Source organism: Butyrivibrio sp. VCD2006 (assembly GCF_000423925.1).
Taxonomy (GTDB): Bacteria; Bacillota; Clostridia; order Lachnospirales; family Lachnospiraceae; genus Butyrivibrio.
Window position 1 is genome coordinate 55,811 of sequence record NZ_KE384110.1, and the last position, 19,102, is coordinate 74,912.

Annotated in this window: 15 protein-coding genes; all 15 read left to right on the top strand. The window is 39.9% G+C overall.

The window, feature by feature from the left end:
• The first annotated feature begins 10 nt into the window (after positions 1–10).
• The 15 genes from G586_RS0120560 to G586_RS0120630 all read left to right on the top strand — a co-directional run bounded on the left by G586_RS0120560 (position 11) and on the right by G586_RS0120630 (position 19,102).
• Positions 11–811, top strand: coding sequence for a leucine-rich repeat protein (locus tag G586_RS0120560; protein ID WP_081674507.1), 801 nt, complete (start codon positions 11–13; stop codon positions 809–811).
• Between the two features lie 690 nt (positions 812–1,501).
• Entirely contained in the window at positions 1,502–5,521 is a 4,020-nt protein-coding gene (locus G586_RS0120565) for a leucine-rich repeat protein (protein WP_026529205.1), read from the top strand.
• A 200-nt stretch (positions 5,522–5,721) separates the two neighbouring features.
• On the top strand, positions 5,722–6,090 hold the full coding sequence (locus tag G586_RS0120570) for a nucleotidyltransferase domain-containing protein (RefSeq protein ID WP_026529206.1): 369 nt from the start codon (positions 5,722–5,724) through the stop codon (positions 6,088–6,090).
• Entirely contained in the window at positions 6,077–6,199 is a 123-nt protein-coding gene (locus tag G586_RS27270) for a hypothetical protein (protein ID WP_255346271.1), read from the top strand. The genes G586_RS0120570 and G586_RS27270 overlap by 14 nt, the downstream gene beginning before the upstream one ends.
• 165 nt (positions 6,200–6,364) lie before the next feature.
• Positions 6,365–6,931: a GNAT family N-acetyltransferase gene (locus G586_RS0120580; RefSeq protein WP_026529207.1), complete on the top strand. Its 567-nt coding sequence runs from the start codon at positions 6,365–6,367 to the stop codon at positions 6,929–6,931.
• A 49-nt stretch (positions 6,932–6,980) separates the two neighbouring features.
• Positions 6,981–7,469 carry a hypothetical protein gene (locus G586_RS0120585; RefSeq protein ID WP_026529208.1) on the top strand — a complete coding sequence of 163 codons (489 nt, stop codon included), beginning with the start codon at positions 6,981–6,983 and terminating at the stop codon, positions 7,467–7,469.
• A 157-nt stretch (positions 7,470–7,626) separates the two neighbouring features.
• On the top strand, positions 7,627–7,761 hold the full coding sequence (locus tag G586_RS27275) for a hypothetical protein (protein WP_255346272.1): 135 nt from the start codon (positions 7,627–7,629) through the stop codon (positions 7,759–7,761).
• 59 nt (positions 7,762–7,820) lie between these two features.
• On the top strand, positions 7,821–10,499 hold the full coding sequence (locus G586_RS0120595) for a leucine-rich repeat protein (RefSeq protein ID WP_026529209.1): 2,679 nt from the start codon (positions 7,821–7,823) through the stop codon (positions 10,497–10,499).
• A gap of 124 nt (positions 10,500–10,623) precedes the next feature.
• Positions 10,624–11,832, top strand: coding sequence for an ABC transporter substrate-binding protein (locus tag G586_RS0120600; RefSeq protein ID WP_026529210.1), 1,209 nt, complete (start codon positions 10,624–10,626; stop codon positions 11,830–11,832).
• 355 nt (positions 11,833–12,187) lie between these two features.
• On the top strand, positions 12,188–13,072 hold the full coding sequence (locus G586_RS0120605; protein ID WP_026529211.1) for a branched-chain amino acid ABC transporter permease: 885 nt from the start codon (positions 12,188–12,190) through the stop codon (positions 13,070–13,072).
• Positions 13,073–13,100: 28 nt separating this feature from the next.
• Positions 13,101–14,144: a branched-chain amino acid ABC transporter permease gene (locus tag G586_RS0120610; RefSeq protein WP_035773843.1), complete on the top strand. Its 1,044-nt coding sequence runs from the start codon at positions 13,101–13,103 to the stop codon at positions 14,142–14,144.
• A 2-nt stretch (positions 14,145–14,146) separates the two neighbouring features.
• A complete protein-coding gene (locus tag G586_RS0120615) occupies positions 14,147–14,905 on the top strand; it encodes an ABC transporter ATP-binding protein (protein WP_026529213.1) in 759 nt (252 codons plus the stop codon).
• Between the two features lie 2 nt (positions 14,906–14,907).
• The gene (locus G586_RS0120620) at positions 14,908–15,618 is read left to right on the top strand and encodes an ABC transporter ATP-binding protein (RefSeq protein ID WP_026529214.1); all 711 of its coding nucleotides are present in this window, start codon (positions 14,908–14,910) and stop codon (positions 15,616–15,618) included.
• A 173-nt stretch (positions 15,619–15,791) separates the two neighbouring features.
• Positions 15,792–16,436 carry an AAA family ATPase gene (locus G586_RS0120625; protein ID WP_026529215.1) on the top strand — a complete coding sequence of 215 codons (645 nt, stop codon included), beginning with the start codon at positions 15,792–15,794 and terminating at the stop codon, positions 16,434–16,436.
• A gap of 608 nt (positions 16,437–17,044) precedes the next feature.
• Positions 17,045–19,102 carry an HlyD family efflux transporter periplasmic adaptor subunit gene (locus G586_RS0120630; protein ID WP_026529216.1) on the top strand — a complete coding sequence of 686 codons (2,058 nt, stop codon included), beginning with the start codon at positions 17,045–17,047 and terminating at the stop codon, positions 19,100–19,102.

Sequence of the window (19,102 nt, forward strand, 5' to 3'; positions counted from 1 at the left end):
AATAAATAGAATGCTTGTTGGAAAAGGATTTGATGAGATGTTCATGGGCTGTACAAGCCTTAAAACAGTAGATCTCAGCGGACTTAAGTGTAAGTGCAACGCTCTTCGTACTTTCAAGGGATGTAGCTCATTAGAATCAGTTAATCTGAATAATTTGCAGCTATACTATAATTCAGAAATGTTTGATGGGTGTGATAAGCTTACTAAAGTTTTCACGCCGGTAGATTCAGAAAGCTGCAAGCTGCCTAACGCAATGTGTGAGTATGCAAACGGAAAGTTTGGAGCTACTTACTATAATGATTTAGCATTTGCACCTGCTCAATCACTTATTATGGTTCCGCCTGCACACAAAGCGATTGGCTCTACATTTGTAAAAGACGGAATAAAGTATAGGGTTACATACAGCACAGATACTCTGGCAAAGGTTGAAGTTATGGGCTTTGATTCAGAGGCCAGAGCAACTGTAAACATTCCTTCTGAAGTAAATGATGAAAACCTTGCAACCTATGAGGTTAAGTCCATCGCCAAGAATGCTTTTGCTGGAAACAAGACGATAAAAACTGTGAAGCTTGCCAATGGAATCGAAAAGATAGGCGCCAAGGCATTCTGCAATTGCAAGAACCTTGGAAAAGTCACTTTAGATGCAAGAACACTTAAGTCTATCGGTAAGAATAGCTTCAAGAAGATAAAGAAAAAAGCAAAGTTCACTATAATTGCTCCGTCCAAAAGCATTGCTTCAAAGATGATGAAGACAATAAATAAGGCCGGAGGCGCAAAGAACGGTAAGCTGAAATTTAAAAAGGGAAAATAATAAGGTAGTCTTGGGGACTGATGTAAGCTGTGATTTAAGGGGAAACTTGAATCACAGCTTTTTTATTGCTCCGCAATACAGCTTGCGAACTAGAGTTATGCAAGCAAAACTCTTTTAAAATGGCTTTTTGGCTGTGAAATGCTTTAAATTAGTTGGTTCACAGTTGTGGTGACTTGCAATCCGGCAGTGAAAAGCTAGAAATTAGGTGATTCACAGCTGCTGTAACAGATGCGAGCAGTGATTTCGCAAAAACTTGTATATTCACAGCTTTTTTTGAGAATCTGAGCAGTGAAAAGCTTGAAATCTGCTGATTCACAGCCGTGAAGACTTGCAAGCGACTTTCAAGCTTGCAATATAATCCGCAATTATGAGCGTATATGCCTACAAAACGATTTGATTTGTATGCCTAAGAAATGGGAAAAATGTCATCTGAGGCGTAAAAACCAATTTTTTTATAAATGAAGAACGATATATAATGAATGCCAGCAGCTTTATCCTGAATAATAAATGGATGCTGTGATTTAAGTGAAAATCTGAATCACAGCTTTATATTATATTAAAAAACGGCATTCAGGTAGTGCGAATATTAAAAGTTTGAAAAATACAATTAAAACTTTATAACAAATACACTTATTCTCTGCAGTTGAAGTAAAATTGTAGTATCAGCTTTTCTATGAAAGGAGACCTGCTATGAGAGCGCGTTATGAGGGATTTAAAACAAGTATATGTCTTTTTTCTTTTGCAGTAGCGTTTTTCCTGCTTTCATTTTTGGCTATTCCTGCAAAGGCACAGATAACATCTAATATAGATTTGGGGACAAATGTTACTGGTGAATATGATGATAGCACGAGAACCTTGACAATATTGTCTAATGATGGAGATCTTGATGGAGAGAAGTTTAAAAGCTTTTTGAATGAGAATCATGTATTTTATATCAAGACAGCAACAAATTCTTCAACACTTCATGCAAATTGCAATTTTCTGATTAGTGAGGACCAGTTTGTTAGATGTGCAGAACTATATAATATCGCCCCAAATTCTGTGAGTTGTAACAATATGTTTTTTGCTTGCACAAAACTATCAACTTTGAAACTGTCATTTACTGATACAAGTAATGTTTTAGACATTTCGAATATGTTCGCTTACCTTCCCAATTTAGCTAATCTAGAAATAAACGGTTTTGATACGTCAAATGTTAATACTATGGCTGGGACTTTTTATGGCTGCAGTAGCATAAAGTCATTGAACTTAAGCTTTATGAACACAGCTTCTGTTACTGATATGCGTGGAATGTTTGAAAACTGCAATAGCTTAGAATCATTAGACTTAAGTCTTATGGAAACATCTTCGCTAAAAGAGATTTCAGGTATGTTTTATAATTGTTCAAATTTGAAAAATTTGGATCTTTCTACATTTAATACATCAAAAGTTAAAGATATGTCACGGTTGTTTTATAATTGTACTAGTCTTCAGAAACTTGATTTGTCTTCGTTCGATACAACCAAAGTTGATGACTATACCGAGATGTTCTATTATTCTGCCATTGATGAATTAGATATAAGCAGTTTTGAGATTAGTTCTTTCTGCAACATGGATTGTATGTTTTCTGGTGCGAATATAAAATCTATTAAAGGTCCTGCTAGTTTAGGGGTATCCATTCCATTAGGCAGTAATCAGGGATATTACAAATTAGATAACAATGGTATTGCGGACTTGGACACAAAATTTACGGAAATACCTGCAGGTAGTGCTAGTGCGACTTATGTGTGTGGATCAGAGTTTGACTCTGTTGAATGTAATGTTGATGGTGTTGATACATATTATGATGGTGATCCACATTCAATTTCTATTAATGTTACCAAACCTACTTCAGGATATACGATAACTTACTCAATAGATGATATTAACTATTCGGAAGAGAAAACTACTTTTACTGATTGCGGCAATTATACTGTTTATTACAAAATCACAGCACCAAATCATATTAAGAATACAGGAAATGCGTCCGTTGTCATAAACAAATCTTATATAAATTGTGAAGCAGAAGGTGTTGATACAGCCTACGATGGTAATCCTCATTCAATTAGTGTAAATGTAACCACACCAGCTTCCGGGTACGCAATAGAATATTCTACTGATGATATTAATTATGATACTGAGAAGCCGGAATTCACGGACAGTGGAGAATATACTGTTTATTACAAAATAACGGATCCGAATTATAATGATAAAAACGGACATGAAACGGTACGCATTAGTAAAAGTAATATAATTTCATCAGCATCAGGGATAGAGACAGTCTATGATGGAACGCCTCATTCTATTTCAGTTAACGTAAATACTCCAATATCAGGATATGAAGTTGAGTATTCGACAGATGGTGCTGATTATTCAACAGAAAAGCCTTCCTTTATCGATGCTGGCGATTATACAGTATATTACAAAATCACAGCACCCAATTATAACGATAAAGAAGGACATGAGTCAGTAAAAATAATTAAGAATACTATAGCATATAGTTCAGATGGAACAGAAACGAACTATGATGGTCAGGAACACTCTATTTCTGTTAATGTAACAGCTCCAACATTGGGGTATACAGTTGAGTATTCAACAGATGGTACGGATTATTCAACAGAAAAGCCTTCCTTTATCGATGCTGGCGATTATACAGTATATTACAAAATCACAGCACCCAATTATAACGATAAAGAAGGACATGAGTCAGTAAAAATAATCAAGAATACTATAGCATATAGTTCAGATGGAACAGAAACGAACTATGATGGTCAGGAACACTCTATTTCTGTTAATGTAACAGCTCCAACATTGGGGTATACAGTTGAGTATTCAACAGATGGTACGGATTATTCAACAGAAAATCCGATATTTACTGATGCGGGAGATTATACTGTTTATTATAAGATTATCGCTGCAAATTATTATACTCAAACAGGTCATGAATCAGTAAAGATTAGCAAAAGTACAATGGTTTATAGTTCTGACGGAACAGAAACATACTATGATGGTCTTCCTCATACAATTTCAGTAGATGTAACCAAGCCAGCTTCCGGATATAATGTGGAGTATTCAAGTGATGGAATAGATTACTTTAGTGAAAAGCCAACATTTACTGATGCTGGGAATTATACAGTTTATTATAAAATCTCATCACCTAACTATAATGAGCAGACCGGATCTGAAACGGTAAAAATCAAGAAGGAAGATATTGCGTATTCTGCTGAGGGAGTTGATACATACAATGATGGCAAATCACATTCGATTTCTGTAAAAGTGTACTTTCCAAGCACAGGTTATTCCATTGTGTATTCTACAGATGGAATAAATTACTCTGCTACGAATCCATCATTTTCTGCAAATGGAACACATAAAGTTTATTTTAAAATTACTCATCAAAATTATAATGCTGTAATTGATAATAGCAGTGTTAAAATCTCGAAAGCAAGCATCAGCAATGCAGAGATTTCATTGTCCAATTCTACATATACTTATGATGGGACTGCAAAAAAGCCTACGGCAACTGTAAGTTTGGATGGTGTATTGCTTTATCAGGGTACAGATTACAGTGTGGATTATTCAAATAATATAAATGCTGGAACCGCTACGATTACTATAACAGGTAAGGGAAATAAGTATTCCGGGACTAGTACCGTGAATTATACCATTAGCAAGGCATCAATTAAGTACGCAACTATCTCGCTAGATAAAACTACGGAATACAATGATGGTTTTGAGAAAAAGCCATTAGCCTTAGTATCATTAAATGGAGCTATACTCACACAGAATATTGATTATATTCTGAGCTATGAAAATAACGTAAATGTCGGTACAGCTAGGGTTAATGTCGCAGGAATTAATAATTACGATAATTCCTGTTCAACCACATTTAGCATTCTTCCAGGCAGTAATAATGATAGCGGCAACAATAACGGAAGTGACAATAATAATGGTAGTAACGATAATTCTAATTCCAGCAATGGCAATAATAATACTAATCCCAACAATAGCACAGCTCCTAGTAATAATACCGAACCAAACAATAACGCTACCCCAAGCAGCAATACTAATCCAAATACTAACCCAACGCCTGATAATAATATCAATGGTGGCAATTATACCTATGATGGAAACGCAACCATTACAGGAGAATGCTCTTACACGATTACAGATAAGAGTAATAAGGAAATAGAAGTTGATGGTATTAACATTGAAGGCACAGAAGTTGTAATTCCTGCGACAGTAGTTGCCGGAAACGAGGAATACACAGTAACGTCAGTAGGTGAAAGTGCCTTCTCTGGAAACGCCAATATAACTTCCATTACATTGCCTGATACAGTTACAACTATTGAGCCGAATGCATTTAAGGATTGTACTAGTCTGTCATCAGTAAAATTAGGTAACGGCGTAGAAACAATAAGTGCTAATGCATTCCGGAAATGCACAAAACTTAAGTCTGTAACATTGCCAGGAAGTCTTAAAGAAATAGGTAAAAATGCATTCAATGGATGTAAAAACCTAAAAAGCATTACTATTAAGGGAAATAAGGTAGTCGCGATTAAAGCTAATGCTATTAAAGGAATAAATAAGAAGGCAGTGATCAAGGTTCCTAAGAAGCTTGTGCAGAAATATCAGAAGAAATTCACAAAAAAGACTGGCTTTAAAAATTCAATGAAGATTAAGAAAAAATAATCTGTTACATTTAGGTTATTGATTGCAAGAGTGCGTATATTTCTGATATATGCACTCTTACTTTTATGTGGTTTGGGTTAAATGAAAAAATGGTTAATCAACATCGGGGATGATTCAGATATTTAAGACTATTTTATTTAGAATTATTGTATAATTATCACACGGAGTATTAATATGTTTCTAAACTATGGAGACCTGTTATGTGTAAAGTTGTAGATGTTAAAGTTGGAAACAGGCACGTAAGAGTTGCTGATATTAAAAAGAAGTATTTGAATAATATTGTTACATCTGCTGAGGCTTGTGATTATATTGATAGAATTGTTCTTTTCGGGTCCTGCATTGAGGACAGATGTACTGATGAATCAGATATAGATCTGGCAGTGTTTGGGAATCAGTCAAAAAGTAAGGCATTGCAATCAAAACAGTTTATTGAGTTCGCTAATAAACTTTCTAGCTTTGATGACTTTCTTCAAACGTATGACATTTTGTACTTTAAAGAAGGAAAGGCAGATGATTCGGCAATATTAGAAGAAATAAGTAAGGGAGAGGTTTTGTATGTCAGGGAGTAACTATCCTTTGAACATGAAGCAGATTGCCGCAGATCTTTTTACAGCCAAAGCTCTGGTGGATGAGGCAAATAAAAGAACGCCCAAGGAAGCGAAGTATATTAAAGGTTAGACATGTGGTATGACAGGTTAAAGAATAATGGTTACAAATGATTATTAGGAAAAAAATAAGACAGTCGGAAAGAGTAATGTAAGCTGTGATTTAAGGGGAAACTTGAATCACAGATTTTTTTGTGGCTTACTAAAAATAGATAATAAAAATGCTGGGGGAAAACAGATGGAACTTATTGAACTTAATCCTGTGCAGGTGGAGAGCATATATAAAGAGCGGCTTATTGTAGATTTTCCAGAAGATGAGCTGAAGCCTCTTGATGTGATTTTGAGGGCAATGGAAAAAGGGATATATGAGTGCCTTGGGCTATGGGACGAAGGCGCTGTAATAGGATATGCCTTTCTTGTGAAGATGGATATAGACTATCTCATTGATTACCTGGCAATCTATCCGGAGAAAAGGAATTCCGGAATTGGCGGGAAGATGCTTGAGTTATTATCAGAGTATTTTGCAGAAGCTGATAATATTCTTATAGAAATTGAGGATCCTGATAAGGCGGTCAATGAAGAAGAAAAACAACTTCAGACACGAAGACGCTCGTTTTATCTTAGGAATATTTGTCAGGATACAGGGCTGAGAATCAAGTGCTTTGGGGTACCGTTTCAGTTACTTGTTCTTGGAAAAATCAAATCTGAAAACGTTGAAGCTCTAAGGGAGCTTTATATATCGTTTTACAGGATGGTCCTGCCAAAGCAGATATTTGACGAAAACATTTGGGAGTTTGATGAATGAAAGCTTACGAGCCTGTAGGAAGGCTTTCATGTTTGATGAATGAGGACTTATGAATAAGGAAATCAATTATACATTTTGGGGCGAGGATATTAAGACGAATTGGTATGACTGGTATGTGGAAGTGCAGAAACTCTTCGAAAAGATGGGCTACAAGATTTCTCATTACGGGATATCCAGCAAATCATATAGTCCGGATAAGATAGTTACTGCGTCGCGCAAAGAAAAAGAAATCATCAAGATATTAAATAGCGGAGAAGTTCCGGAGGATTTGGAATTCTACTCGCTGCCCAAGGACTATAATTCAGCAATTGGTGATTTTGATTTGTTGTGCGTAAGGACCAGTGAATTCATATCTGTTGTGTTTAAGGAAAAAGACATTTCTAATATTGATGAAAACGATATTCTTAGAATGAAGGAGTATATCACGTTCTCTTTCGGGGAGGTGTTTTCCTCGTCTGATTATTCTTCCATGGTCTATTCATATACAAAAGATAAGGAAAATGTTCCAACGTATAAGTTGATAAAAACGTTTAATTAGCTAATGTACGGGGTGTACAGTCATGGTACAAAATAGAATATTTTGTCCGCAAATATTGTCGGAACACATAAGGTAGACAATACAAATAGATAGACATGCCTTTACAGATTTCTTATAATTACCTCAGTGGGTTTTGTTTTCTTTAGGGGGATTTAATTTGAAAAGCATGGGTAAGGCGTACTACGATTTTGTATTGCTTCACGTCATATCACAGAGTAACTATGCCCTTTTTGCGGGGAACAAAACTGAATATATAGGAAAAATGTATGACCGTCAGATCATGGCAGATTAGTGCCATGCCTGGCGGTTTTGTGCATTATTAGTGAAAATCTCGGGGAAAAGGGGAAGCTTATGAGGGAGAAAATAGTAGATTTTAAAAGGATAGCGGTCATGGGACTATCTGCGGCGCTGTTTATTTGTCAGACGCCTATGAGGGCATCTGCGGGTACAGGGGACTCGACAATACCACAAGGCATGGGAACGGAGGCAAGTCCATATTTTGTTTATAATACCGCACATCTCAACTATGCAGTTACAAATGGCGGATATGCTGAACTTGACGCTGATTTGGAAAATATGTCCTGGTTTACGATTAAAGAAGATAAGAAGGTTACGCTTAATCTGAATGGACATACAATTAACCGTGGATTGAATACTGCTAAACACCTGGGTTACATCTTCGATGTTGAAGGAGAGCTTGTGATAAATGACGCAAGTACTTTCCAGGAAGGAAAGATAACCGGTGGATACAGCGATAATAATTGCGGAGCTATTTATGTTGGAGCTAAAGGACAGCTGACTCTAAATGGAGGCAATATTACCGGGAACAAAGCAGCGCGATATGCAGGCGGTGTTTGTGTTTCTGATGGTGGAGTTTTCACAATGAACGGGGGAAGCATTGCGGGTAATTCAACGGAACAGGAAAGTGGCGGAGGAGTTGAGGTCGCTAACGGAGCAGTTTTTAATATGTATGGAGGAAGTATATACTCCAATTCTTCAGGTAAATATGGTGGAGGAGTAAATAATAGAGGAATCTTTAACATGACTGAAGGAAAGATATACTCTAATTCTTCAAGTGATGATGGAGGTGGAGTATCTAATCATAAAACCTTTAACATGCTTGGAGGAGAGATATATTCCAATTCTTCAGATACAAGGGGAGGTGGAGTATATAATGAGAATATCGCCAATATGAATGGCGGATCGATTACGAAAAATACCGCCCGAAAATCCGGCGGAGGCGTTTATAATGTGAAAACCTTCAATATGAAAGGTGGATCAATTAAGGAAAACATCGCCTGGGAATCAGGCGGAGGTGTATATGGTGTATTGAATGTTGAAAATGGAGCAGAAATCATTGGAAATACACTAATCGGCGGAACAGTAAAACAAAATGTATATATACCCGGTGACGATACAATCACTGTTACTGATGATCTTAGTGGAACTATCGGTGTGACTCTGCAAAAAAGTAATGCGGTATTTGCAAAGGCAGATGCCAATTATAACGGAGGAAAGCTTAAGGAGTCAGATGCGGACGGGTTCGTTACAGATGATGGTTCAGTCTGTTTTCTTAATGATAATAAGGAAATGGAAAAGTTTTCACAAAGATTTTTAGAGTCTGAATATATTGTGATAGATGATCTTTTATATAACGGCAAAGATCAGACCGGCGAGGTAAAAGTGAAATATCTATCTTATGAAATGCGTGAAGGGACAGACTATGACGTTGCATTTGAAAAGGATGATGAAAATGCCTTGCAAGTCCTGGAAGCCGGTGACTATACAGCAGTAATTACCGGTAGAGGAAGATTTGATGGAGTAGTTAGGAATACTTTCTCCGTAAAGGAAAAAGAGATAACAATAAGTGGCATTAAAGCTAAAAACAAGGAATATGATGGAACTACCGATGCAGAGTTTGATTGCTCTGAGGTAGTGTATGGCGGAATTTGTAAAGGTGACAGCCTAACGGTTTCTGTTAAAGGAAACTTTATAGATGCGGAGCCCGGAACAGATAAGGATGTAATTATTACAGAAATAACGCTTGGAGGTACAAGCAAAGATAATTACATTATGGCAAGATCTGGCCAGCAGACAGGAACAAAAGCTACAATAAATAAGGTGGCACCGATGATAGTAAGAGCTCCTTCGGCTATAAATGGACTGTTTGCCAATGGAAATAGTCATCAGCTTATTAATGCCGGGATGGTTAATGGCGGAAAATTTGTATATGCACTTGGAGCTGATTCTGTACATGCACCCGCCGACATTTATTTTACCGAGGCTATTCCTGCAGCCACGATGGCGGGCGACTATAGCGTATGGTACAAAGTTAAAGGGGAAGGCTATTTTGGGGATACCGAACCGGTATGTATTACTGTTAAGATAGCAGGCGAACCCGAGACTCCAACAGATTCCGAAACACCGGGCACAAATCCCGGAAATGCTGAAGAAAGCACCAATATTCCTGCAGAAGTACCTCAGAATACTCCGGCAAAAACCGTTGAAGCTCAAAACCCTGTAGGTACGCAGTTTAAGGATGAGCCCTCAAAGGCATATTATATCGTTGTCCAGGATGAAGATGGAAAACCGGCTGTAAATTATATAGAAACATATGACATAAACAGCAAGAATGTAATTATTCCCGATTTTGTTGAAAAGGATGGTATATCCTATGCTGTAAAAGAAATCTCGGCTGGCGCATTTAAGAATAATAAAAAAATAACGTCTGTGAAGATTGGTAAAAATGTCACAGTAATTGGAAATAAATCCTTTTTGGGCTGTAAGTCACTAAAGAGCATCAAGATTCCTGCGACGGTAAACAGAATTGGTAGCAATGCTTTCAAAGGCTGCAGCAATCTGAAAAAACTGAACATCAAGACAAAGACACTTACAGCAAAGAGCGTTGGTAAGAATGCCTTCAAGGGAATAAATTCCAAGGCCACAGTAAAGGTGCCGGGCGCAGCTAAGAAGAGTTATGGAAAATTCTTCTATAAGAAAGGATTACCAAAGAACGCAATAATAAAGTAACGGGTTGACTTTTTCACTATACTACTTTAATGTATTAAAAAAGATTGTATACATGTATAAACGTTATACAAAGGGCTTTCGCAAAAGCGAATTCTATTACGAGGAGGACAACATTATGAAGAAGATGAAGAGCGTAGTTAGTCTGATGGCAGCAGCTGCACTTCTTGCAGGAACAATTGCAGGGTGTGGTGGCAACGCAGGTGGAAGTTCAGCTCCTGCAGGAGAGAGCACAGCAACAGAAGCAGCTGAGGGATCAGCAAGCAGCGGAGCTACATTTAAGATTGGTTCAATCGGACCCCTTACAGGTGGCGCAGCAGCATACGGACTTGCAGTTGTTAATTCTGTAGAGCTTGCAGTTAATGAGATCAACGCCAACGGCGGTATCAACGGATATCAGGTTGAGATGAAGGGCGAGGATGACGAGCTTAACGCTGAGAAGTCAGTTAACGCCTACAACACACTTAAGGACTGGGGTATGCAGTTCCTTGTAGGTTCAACAACAAGTGCTTGCTCACTTGCAGTTAGTGAGAACACACATGAGGACAACATGTTCCAGCTTACACCTTCTGCATCAGCAGCTGATTGCGTTAACTATGACAATGTTTTCCGTGTATGCTTCTCAGATCCTAACCAGGGTCTTGCATCAGCACAGTATATCGGAAGCAAGAAGCTTGCTTCAAAGGTAGCTATCATCTATGACAGCTCAGATGTATATTCATCAGGTATTTACCAGACATTTGCACAGGAAGCATCAAACCAGGGCTTCGAAGTAGTTTCAGCTGAGGCATTTACAGCAGATTCCAAGACTGACTTCTCTGTACAGCTTCAGAAGGCTAAGGACGCAGGCGCAGAGCTTCTGTTCCTTCCTATCTACTACACAGAGGCATCACTTATCCTTACACAGGCTAACACAATGGGTTATGCTCCTATATTCTTCGGTGTGGATGGTATGGATGGTATCCTTACAGTTGAGAACTTCGACACATCACTCGCTGAGGGACTTATGCTTCTTACACCTTTCGCAGCTGACGCAACAGATGATCTTACAGTTAACTACGTTAAGAACTATAAGGAAAAATACGGCGAGACACCTAACCAGTTCGGAGCAGACGCTTACGATGCAGTTTACATCATCAAGCAGTGCCTTGAAGAGGCCGGTGCTACACCTGATATGAGCGTTAGCGATCTCTGCGAGACTCTTAAGAGCCAGATCGTTAAGATCACAGCTTCAGGTCTTACATCCGATACAATGACATGGGATGCAAGCGGCGAGCCTAACAAAGAGCCTAAGGCTGTTGTAATCAAGGATGGCGCTTACGTTACAGCGGAGTAATAAAGCTTGAAATCAAGGATGGCTTTTAGTAGCAGCCGAAAAAAAAACTTGAAATCAAGGATGGCTTTTAGTAGCAGCCGAAAAATAAAAACTTGAAATCAAGGATGGCTTTTAGTAGCAGCCGAAAAATAAAACTTGAATTAAAGTGTCAGTAAAACAATATTAAAAGCCTTCCCCTTGGGGGGAAGGTGTCAGCGAAGCTGACGGATGAGGGGTTATAGACATGATCTTAAGTCTGTTGGTATAATAAAATATCGCGAGGTTGCGAGGAATGCTGTCACAGGCATTCCTCGTTTATGATTTAAAAGTTTTTTGAAAAAGTTTTATCTAAAAAATCCTTTAGTTGGAGGAATCTATGAGTTTTCTTATCTACCTTATTAACGGTCTTAGCCTTGGAAGCATCTATGCAATAATCGCCCTTGGCTACACTATGGTATACGGAATTGCCAAGATGCTGAATTTCGCGCACGGCGATTTCATCATGGTGGGATGCTACGTAATATTCACGATCTGTTCCACACTTAGTGGCAATACATTTGTGGGTATCATCGCAGCCATTATACTGTGCACACTTCTTGGTGTGACTACTGAGAAGGTGGCGTACAAACCGCTAAGAGGTGCGGCTTCTCCTCTGGCTGTTCTTATCACTGCAATCGGTGTCAGCTATTTTCTTGAAAATCTGGCACTTCTGATTTTCGGTGCAGATATCAAATCATTCTCATCAGTTGTTGCATGGCAGGGACTTTCCTTTGCAGGTGGCGACTTGAAAATTCAGGGCGTAACAATAGTTACCATCCTTTCAAGTGTGGTAATCCTTATTGTTCTTCAGCTTTTCATTCACAAGACCAAAGAAGGACAGGCTATGCTTGCTGTTGCTGAGGATAAAGGCGCAGCAATGCTCATGGGAATAAATGTAAATAAGACAATTTCACTTACCTTTGCAATCGGCTCAGCACTTGCTGCAATTGCCGGAGCACTTCTGTGTTCAGCATATCCTTCACTTTCACCGTATCTTGGAGCTATGCCCGGTATCAAGGCATTCGTTGCTGCAGTATTTGGCGGTATCGGATCCATCCCCGGTGCGATGATCGGAGGACTTGTTCTCGGAATCGTTGAGATTCTCAGCAGAACCTATATATCTTCACAGCTGTCAGATGCAATTGTTTTCGGAATTCTTATCGTGGTGCTTCTTGTTAAGCCCACCGGACTTCTCGGAAAGAAGATACAGGAAAAAGTATAATTTTAATACCAATCCATTGGAGGAATATATGGCAGCAAAAAAGAGATTTAAAGATAATCTTATAACATATGGAATTGTGATCGCTTTATATCTGATCATGGAGATCCTTATGAAAACAGGTAACCTTTCAAGTCATCTTAAAGGACTTCTGGTACCTATGACCTATTATGCGATAATCGCTGTAGCGCTGAACCTTTGCGTCGGAATCCTGGGTGAGCTCAGTATCGGACACTGCGGATTCATGTGCATAGGCGCATTCGCCAGTAGCGTTTTTTCAAAATTAACTCAGAATACTTTGCCGACAGCGCCGAGATTTTTTCTTGCATTTGTGACCGGAATTGCAGCAGCTGCGCTGTTCGGATTTTTAATAGGAATTCCCGTTCTAAGGCTTAAGGGTGACTACCTTGCAATCGTCACACTGGCCTTCGGCGAGATCATAAAAAATGTTATCAATGCAATTTATTTCGGAGTGGATTCAAAGGGCCCTCACGTTTCACTTAATAATGTGATGGATCTTAATATGGAACCCGATGGCCAGGTAATCATCAATGGAGCCATGGGTATTACCGGAACTCCCAGGGATGCGAATTTCACCATCGCAATTCTTGTATTGCTCCTTTCACTGTTTGTAGTTCTCAATCTTATGAATTCAAGAGACGGTCGTGCGATCATGGCAGTTCGTGACAACAGCATTGCCGCTGAGTCAGCAGGAATCAATGTAACAGGCTACAAGATGATGGCCTTCACAATCTCGGCCGCAATAGCAGGAGCAGCTGGCGTTCTGTTTTCACACAATATCACATCGCTCACCGCGACTTCACAGTATTTCGGCTACAACGCATCCATCATGATCCTCGTGTATGTGGTGCTTGGAGGAATCGGAAACATCAGAGGCTCAGTCATCGCAGCAGCTATTTTGTACCTGCTTCCTGAGATGTTAAGAGGCCTCAACACCTACAGAATGCTTATCTATTCAATCGTGCTTATCGTGATGATGCTCTTTAACTGGGCACCTGCAGCAGTAGCTTGGAGACAGAAGGTAGCACACAAATTTATTAAAAGGAATGCGTAATTATGACATTACTTCAGGTAAATCATTTAAGTATAGCGTTTGGCGGTCTGAGAGCCGTTGACGACTTTAGTCTTGAAATTGAAAAGGGCGAGCTTTACGGACTCATCGGACCTAACGGTGCCGGAAAGACCACGGTGTTCAACCTTTTGACCGGTGTATATAAACCGAATGAGGGCATTATCTGCCTGGATGGTGAGGATATCACAAGGAAAAATACGATTGAGATCAACCATGCCGGAATAGCCAGAACCTTCCAGAATATAAGGCTTTTTCATCAGATATCCGTTATCGACAACGTTAAGGTGGGACTCACGGAGCGTTTTAAATACAGCGGAATCGAGGGAGTTCTTCATGTTGGAAGATACAGAAAAATGGAGAAGGAAATGGATGAGGAAGCCATGAAGCTTCTGAAGGTCTTTGATCTGGACGGTGAGAGAGATGTCCTTGCAAGTAACCTTCCCTATGGTAAGCAGAGAAAACTGGAGATAGCAAGAGCTATGGCTACATCACCGAAGCTCCTTCTTCTGGACGAGCCTGCAGCGGGCATGAACCCTAACGAGACAGCTGAGCTCATGGAGACGATTGCTCTTGTACGAAAAGAGTTCGGTATGACAATACTTCTTATTGAGCACGACATGAAGCTTGTTTCAGGAATCTGTGAAAAGCTGACAGTTCTAAACTTCGGACGCGTGCTAAAGCAGGGCGAGACCAAAGAGGTTCTTAGCGATCCGGAAGTTATTAAGGCGTACTTAGGAGAATAACCATGGCATTACTTGATGTAAAAAATTTAAGCGTAAACTACGGCGTAATCAAAGCCTTAAAGGGCATCTCTTTTCATGTTGAAAAGGGTGAGATCGTAGCTCTTATCGGTGCAAACGGCGCCGGAAAAACAACAACACTTCACACTCTTTCAGGACTTCTTAAGCCCTCAGAGGGTGAGATAACCTATAATGACAAGAACCTGGTTACAACACCCGGCCACAAGATAGTATCTCTTGGAATGGCGCAGGTGCCCGAGGGCAGACGCGTATTCGCGGATATGACTGTTTTGCAGAATCTCAAGATGGGTGCCTATACCAGAAACGACGCGGCTGAGTTCGACAAGACCATAGAGATGGTATACAAGAGATTCCCCAGACTTGAGGAGAGAAAAAATCAGGTTGCAGGAACACTCTCAGGTGGTGAGCAGCAAATGCTTGCAATGGGTAGAGCACTCATGTCACATCCTGATATAATATTAATGGATGAGCCTTCCATGGGATTGTCACCGATTTTCGTAAATGAGATATTCAGCATCATCGAGGATGTGAATAAGGATGGCGTGACAGTACTATTAGTTGAGCAGAACGCCAAGAAAGCACTGACAATCGCCGACAGAGCTTACGTCCTTGAGACAGGAAGCATTGTTAAGGAAGGCAAAGCCAGTGATCTCTTGAACGATGAGTCAATCAAGAAGGCATATTTGGGAGAGTAGAAAATAAAAAACTATAAGGAAACAAAACCTTAGGGATAAAAGAATAGATATAAAGCCTTCTCCTTTGGGGCGCACGACATCCGGTGGATGTCGGTTCTGCGCGGACCGGAGCGGAGCGGAGACAAGGTGTCAGCGCAGCTGACGGATGAGGGGTATTAGGAGGAAGATAAGACATGAAGAATATAGTCATTACCATAGCGCGCCAGTATGGAAGTGGCGGAAGAACCGTGGGAAAAATGCTCGCAGAGGAGCTTGGAATACATTACTATGATAAGGAACTTTCTAAGGTAGCATCTGACATTAGCGGAATAAACGAGAGCTATTTTGTTGATGCTGACGAGAAGGTGAAAAGAAGTTGGCGAAGTAAGCTTCCGCTTAAATCAACTGTCTACGATGGAAGCGTAAAAAAGCCGGGTGATTACAACGTGGCTTCCGACGAAGACATTTTCGGATATCAAGCAAATGCCATAAAGATGCTTGCTGTTACGAAAGAGCCCTGTGTTATTATCGGACGCTGTGCGGATTTTGTCCTTAAGGATTATGATAATGTCATGAGTGTATTTGTTCATGCCGATCATGATTTCCTCATGCAGGAAGCCGGCAAGGTTCAGCCTCTCACAGGAAAAGATCTTGAGAAATTCATAGCGCAGATCGATAAGGCCAGAGGTGACTATTACGAGTACCATACAGGCCATAATTGGACTGATGCCCTTAACTATGACCTTTGCCTCGACAGCGGTAAGCTGGGCTTTGAGAAGTGCGTTGAAGCAATCAAGGCTTACGCCAGAGTGAGATTTGGTGAGGATGTCTTTGATTGATGAATGCAGTTAATGCTTATAGAATGTAGCGACAACGATTCATATGGAAATGAAAAAAAGATCTCTATGTCAGAAATGATATAGGGATCTTTTTTTCTTGGTTTTTATAGATATAAAAGGCTTGATACATCTATGATTCCTGCCTTTTTATCTGAATCATAGATTTCACATAGCTGGGCATCTATGAACTGGACAATTATTCTGATTTCACAGATATAAAAGGCTTGTTACATCTATGATTTTTGCTTTTTTATCTGAATCATAGATTCCACATAGTCAGGCATCTATGATTTGAACAATTTTCTTGATTTCATAGATATAAAAGGCTTATCACATCTATGATTCCTGCTTTTTTATCTAAATCATAGATTCCACCATATTTCAACCATTGACTCAGGAATTTAAAACCTTTGTGTAACCTTAAGAAATCTTAAGATTACGCAAAGGTTTTTTTTATGTAAACAATGTAACCTCTTTGATGGATATAAGAATGACGGCATTATCTGCGTTTTCTTAGGATACAGAATAATCAAAGAAATCAATTGACTGATTATGAGCCGGAAAACGCTGAAAATAAAAGCATCTGAAGTCGAAAGGGGTATACATAAATGAAATTTAAAGAGATTTTACTAAAGAAAAAGACAAGGCTAATCGCTATTACCATAGCTATACTGATGGCAACGGTTACGGTAGGTACTGCCTGCATTATAAACATAAATAAGGCGAAAGCCAGCGCTGCGGACATGATTCCAATGGTTGAGATTGCAGAGGTGACAAGGCAGGATATTAAGAAAACAATAAGCCTAAACGGAACGATAGCAGCCTTGGATAGTCAGAGTGTTGCAAGTGAGCTGACAGGAGTAAAGATTAATTCCCTTAAGGTCAGAGTCGGTGACAGGGTAAAGGAAGGAGATGTAATTGCGGTCCTTGATACAACAAGTATTGAGAAGTCCCTTGCTCAGGCAAAGGAAGCTCTTGAAATAGCAAAGAAAAAGGACTCCCTTGAGCTTGCCACTGCCCAGAGAAATTATGATGCTGCTGTTGAGACAGCAAGGATCCAGATAGAAAGAGCCCAAAGAGAGGCGGAGAAAGCGGACAAAGCCTATAACGATGCTGTAACGGAAGCCGGCACCGCAGATGCACAAAACAGCGGTGCTGTTAATGATGTAAATGAAAAGACTGCAGAAGCAAGCGGAGCACAGGATGCGGTAAACAATGCTGCATCTAATGCTGAAAACAGTGAGTCCAAGCTTGCAAACGCAAAACAGGCTTATGATGATGCAAATAGAACTGCTACTGAATATGAGAGCACCATCAGCACCCTGAAAACCGATTATGAGGCTTATACAAAGGGGGATTTTGCGACAGCCTCAAACAGATTTAACCAGGCAAGCGATGCCTTGAATTCAGCGAATAATGCCCTTAAAAGTGCAGAAGAAAAAAAGACAGCCCTTGATGGGAACCCGGATGCAAATCCTGAAGATGTAGTAAAGGCTCAGGAGGAGCTTGATAAAGCAAAAGCCGCAGCCCAGACAGCTCAGGGTGTTTATGAGGAGGCGCAGAGTAATTTTAATAATGCCAAGGAGAAACTAAATGGCATTCAAAACTCCATAACCCAGGCTGAGGAGGATTATAAGAAGGCTGTAAAAGCAGCTGAAAAGAAGGAGAAAAAGGTAGATAAGGCTCAGAAGGAAAGTGACAACGCAAAAAAGGATCTTGAGAGTAAACAGCAGGCCCTTGAAAATGCGCAGACAAACCTTTCAGACGCAAAGTCTAAGCAGGCAGAAACTGAAAGCGATGCCAAGACTGCCAAAGAAACTATAAAAACTGCCAAAGACAGCGCTGAAAAAGCAAAAGAGGAAGCAGAGGATCAAAAGAGGGAAAATGATAAATCCGTGGCGGATTCAAAGGACAGCTATTCTGAAACACAGCTGGGACAGGGATCCAATACTGTTCAGGCTCAGCAGGAGGTTGACAAGTATGAGCAGGATCTAGAGAAGGCCACGATAATCGCTCCCTGCGACGGTCTTGTTACAGCTGTCGGAGTAAAGGAGGGCGGCATATATGACAATGGAAATGAGATCGCACTTATCCAGAATGACAGCGGTTACAAGGTAACTGCCACTGTTGATCAGTATGACATCTGTGATATCAAAGAAGGTATGAAGGTTAAGATAAAAACCGACTCCGTTGATGAAGAGATGGATGGCACACTTACCTTTGTGTCCCCTATACCCCAGGGGGCTGCTCAGTCAGGCTCTGAACAGGCGGGTTCCGGTCAGGGAGCATCCGGCGATTATCCTATAGAGGTGTCCATTAAAAGCGGAATGGAGGACAGACTCAGAATCGGAATGACTGCTAAGATTACAATTTTGGAAGAAGAGTCTGATAATGCTCTTACTGTGCCTGATAACTGTGTGCAGACAGCGGAGGATGGAAGCCTTTATATAGAAAAAGCAGGCACTGATGAAAACGGAAACCTGGTGGCTACAGGTGAGAGAATCGTTGTGACCTACGGAGTTAAGACAGACTACTATGTGGAAATAAAGGGAGTAGAAATTGAAGAGGGGATGAGTATCATTGTTCCTTCCTCAGATGACTTTGGAAGTACAGGGGATGAAACCGGCAACTTGGAAGCTATAGACTTTGGAAGCGGGGTGGAATAA

Excerpts from the sequence above, each read along its gene's own strand:
- G586_RS0120600 (WP_026529210.1), top strand. The coding sequence starts at position 10,624 with ATGAAGAGCGTAGTTAGTCTGATGGCAGCAGCTGCACTTCTTGCAGGA.
- G586_RS0120595 (WP_026529209.1), top strand. The coding sequence starts at position 7,821 with ATGAGGGAGAAAATAGTAGATTTTAAAAGGATAGCGGTCATGGGACTA.
- G586_RS0120615 (WP_026529213.1), top strand. The coding sequence starts at position 14,147 with ATGACATTACTTCAGGTAAATCATTTAAGTATAGCGTTTGGCGGTCTG.
- G586_RS0120565 (WP_026529205.1), top strand. The coding sequence starts at position 1,502 with ATGAGAGCGCGTTATGAGGGATTTAAAACAAGTATATGTCTTTTTTCT.
- G586_RS27270 (WP_255346271.1), top strand. The coding sequence starts at position 6,077 with ATGTCAGGGAGTAACTATCCTTTGAACATGAAGCAGATTGCCGCAGAT.
- G586_RS0120560 (WP_081674507.1), top strand. The coding sequence starts at position 11 with ATGCTTGTTGGAAAAGGATTTGATGAGATGTTCATGGGCTGTACAAGC.
- G586_RS0120610 (WP_035773843.1), top strand. The coding sequence starts at position 13,101 with ATGGCAGCAAAAAAGAGATTTAAAGATAATCTTATAACATATGGAATT.
- G586_RS0120570 (WP_026529206.1), top strand. The coding sequence starts at position 5,722 with ATGTGTAAAGTTGTAGATGTTAAAGTTGGAAACAGGCACGTAAGAGTT.
- G586_RS0120580 (WP_026529207.1), top strand. The coding sequence starts at position 6,365 with ATGGAACTTATTGAACTTAATCCTGTGCAGGTGGAGAGCATATATAAA.
- G586_RS0120625 (WP_026529215.1), top strand. The coding sequence starts at position 15,792 with ATGAAGAATATAGTCATTACCATAGCGCGCCAGTATGGAAGTGGCGGA.
- G586_RS0120630 (WP_026529216.1), top strand. The coding sequence starts at position 17,045 with ATGAAATTTAAAGAGATTTTACTAAAGAAAAAGACAAGGCTAATCGCT.
- G586_RS0120620 (WP_026529214.1), top strand. The coding sequence starts at position 14,908 with ATGGCATTACTTGATGTAAAAAATTTAAGCGTAAACTACGGCGTAATC.
- G586_RS0120605 (WP_026529211.1), top strand. The coding sequence starts at position 12,188 with ATGAGTTTTCTTATCTACCTTATTAACGGTCTTAGCCTTGGAAGCATC.
- G586_RS0120585 (WP_026529208.1), top strand. The coding sequence starts at position 6,981 with ATGAATAAGGAAATCAATTATACATTTTGGGGCGAGGATATTAAGACG.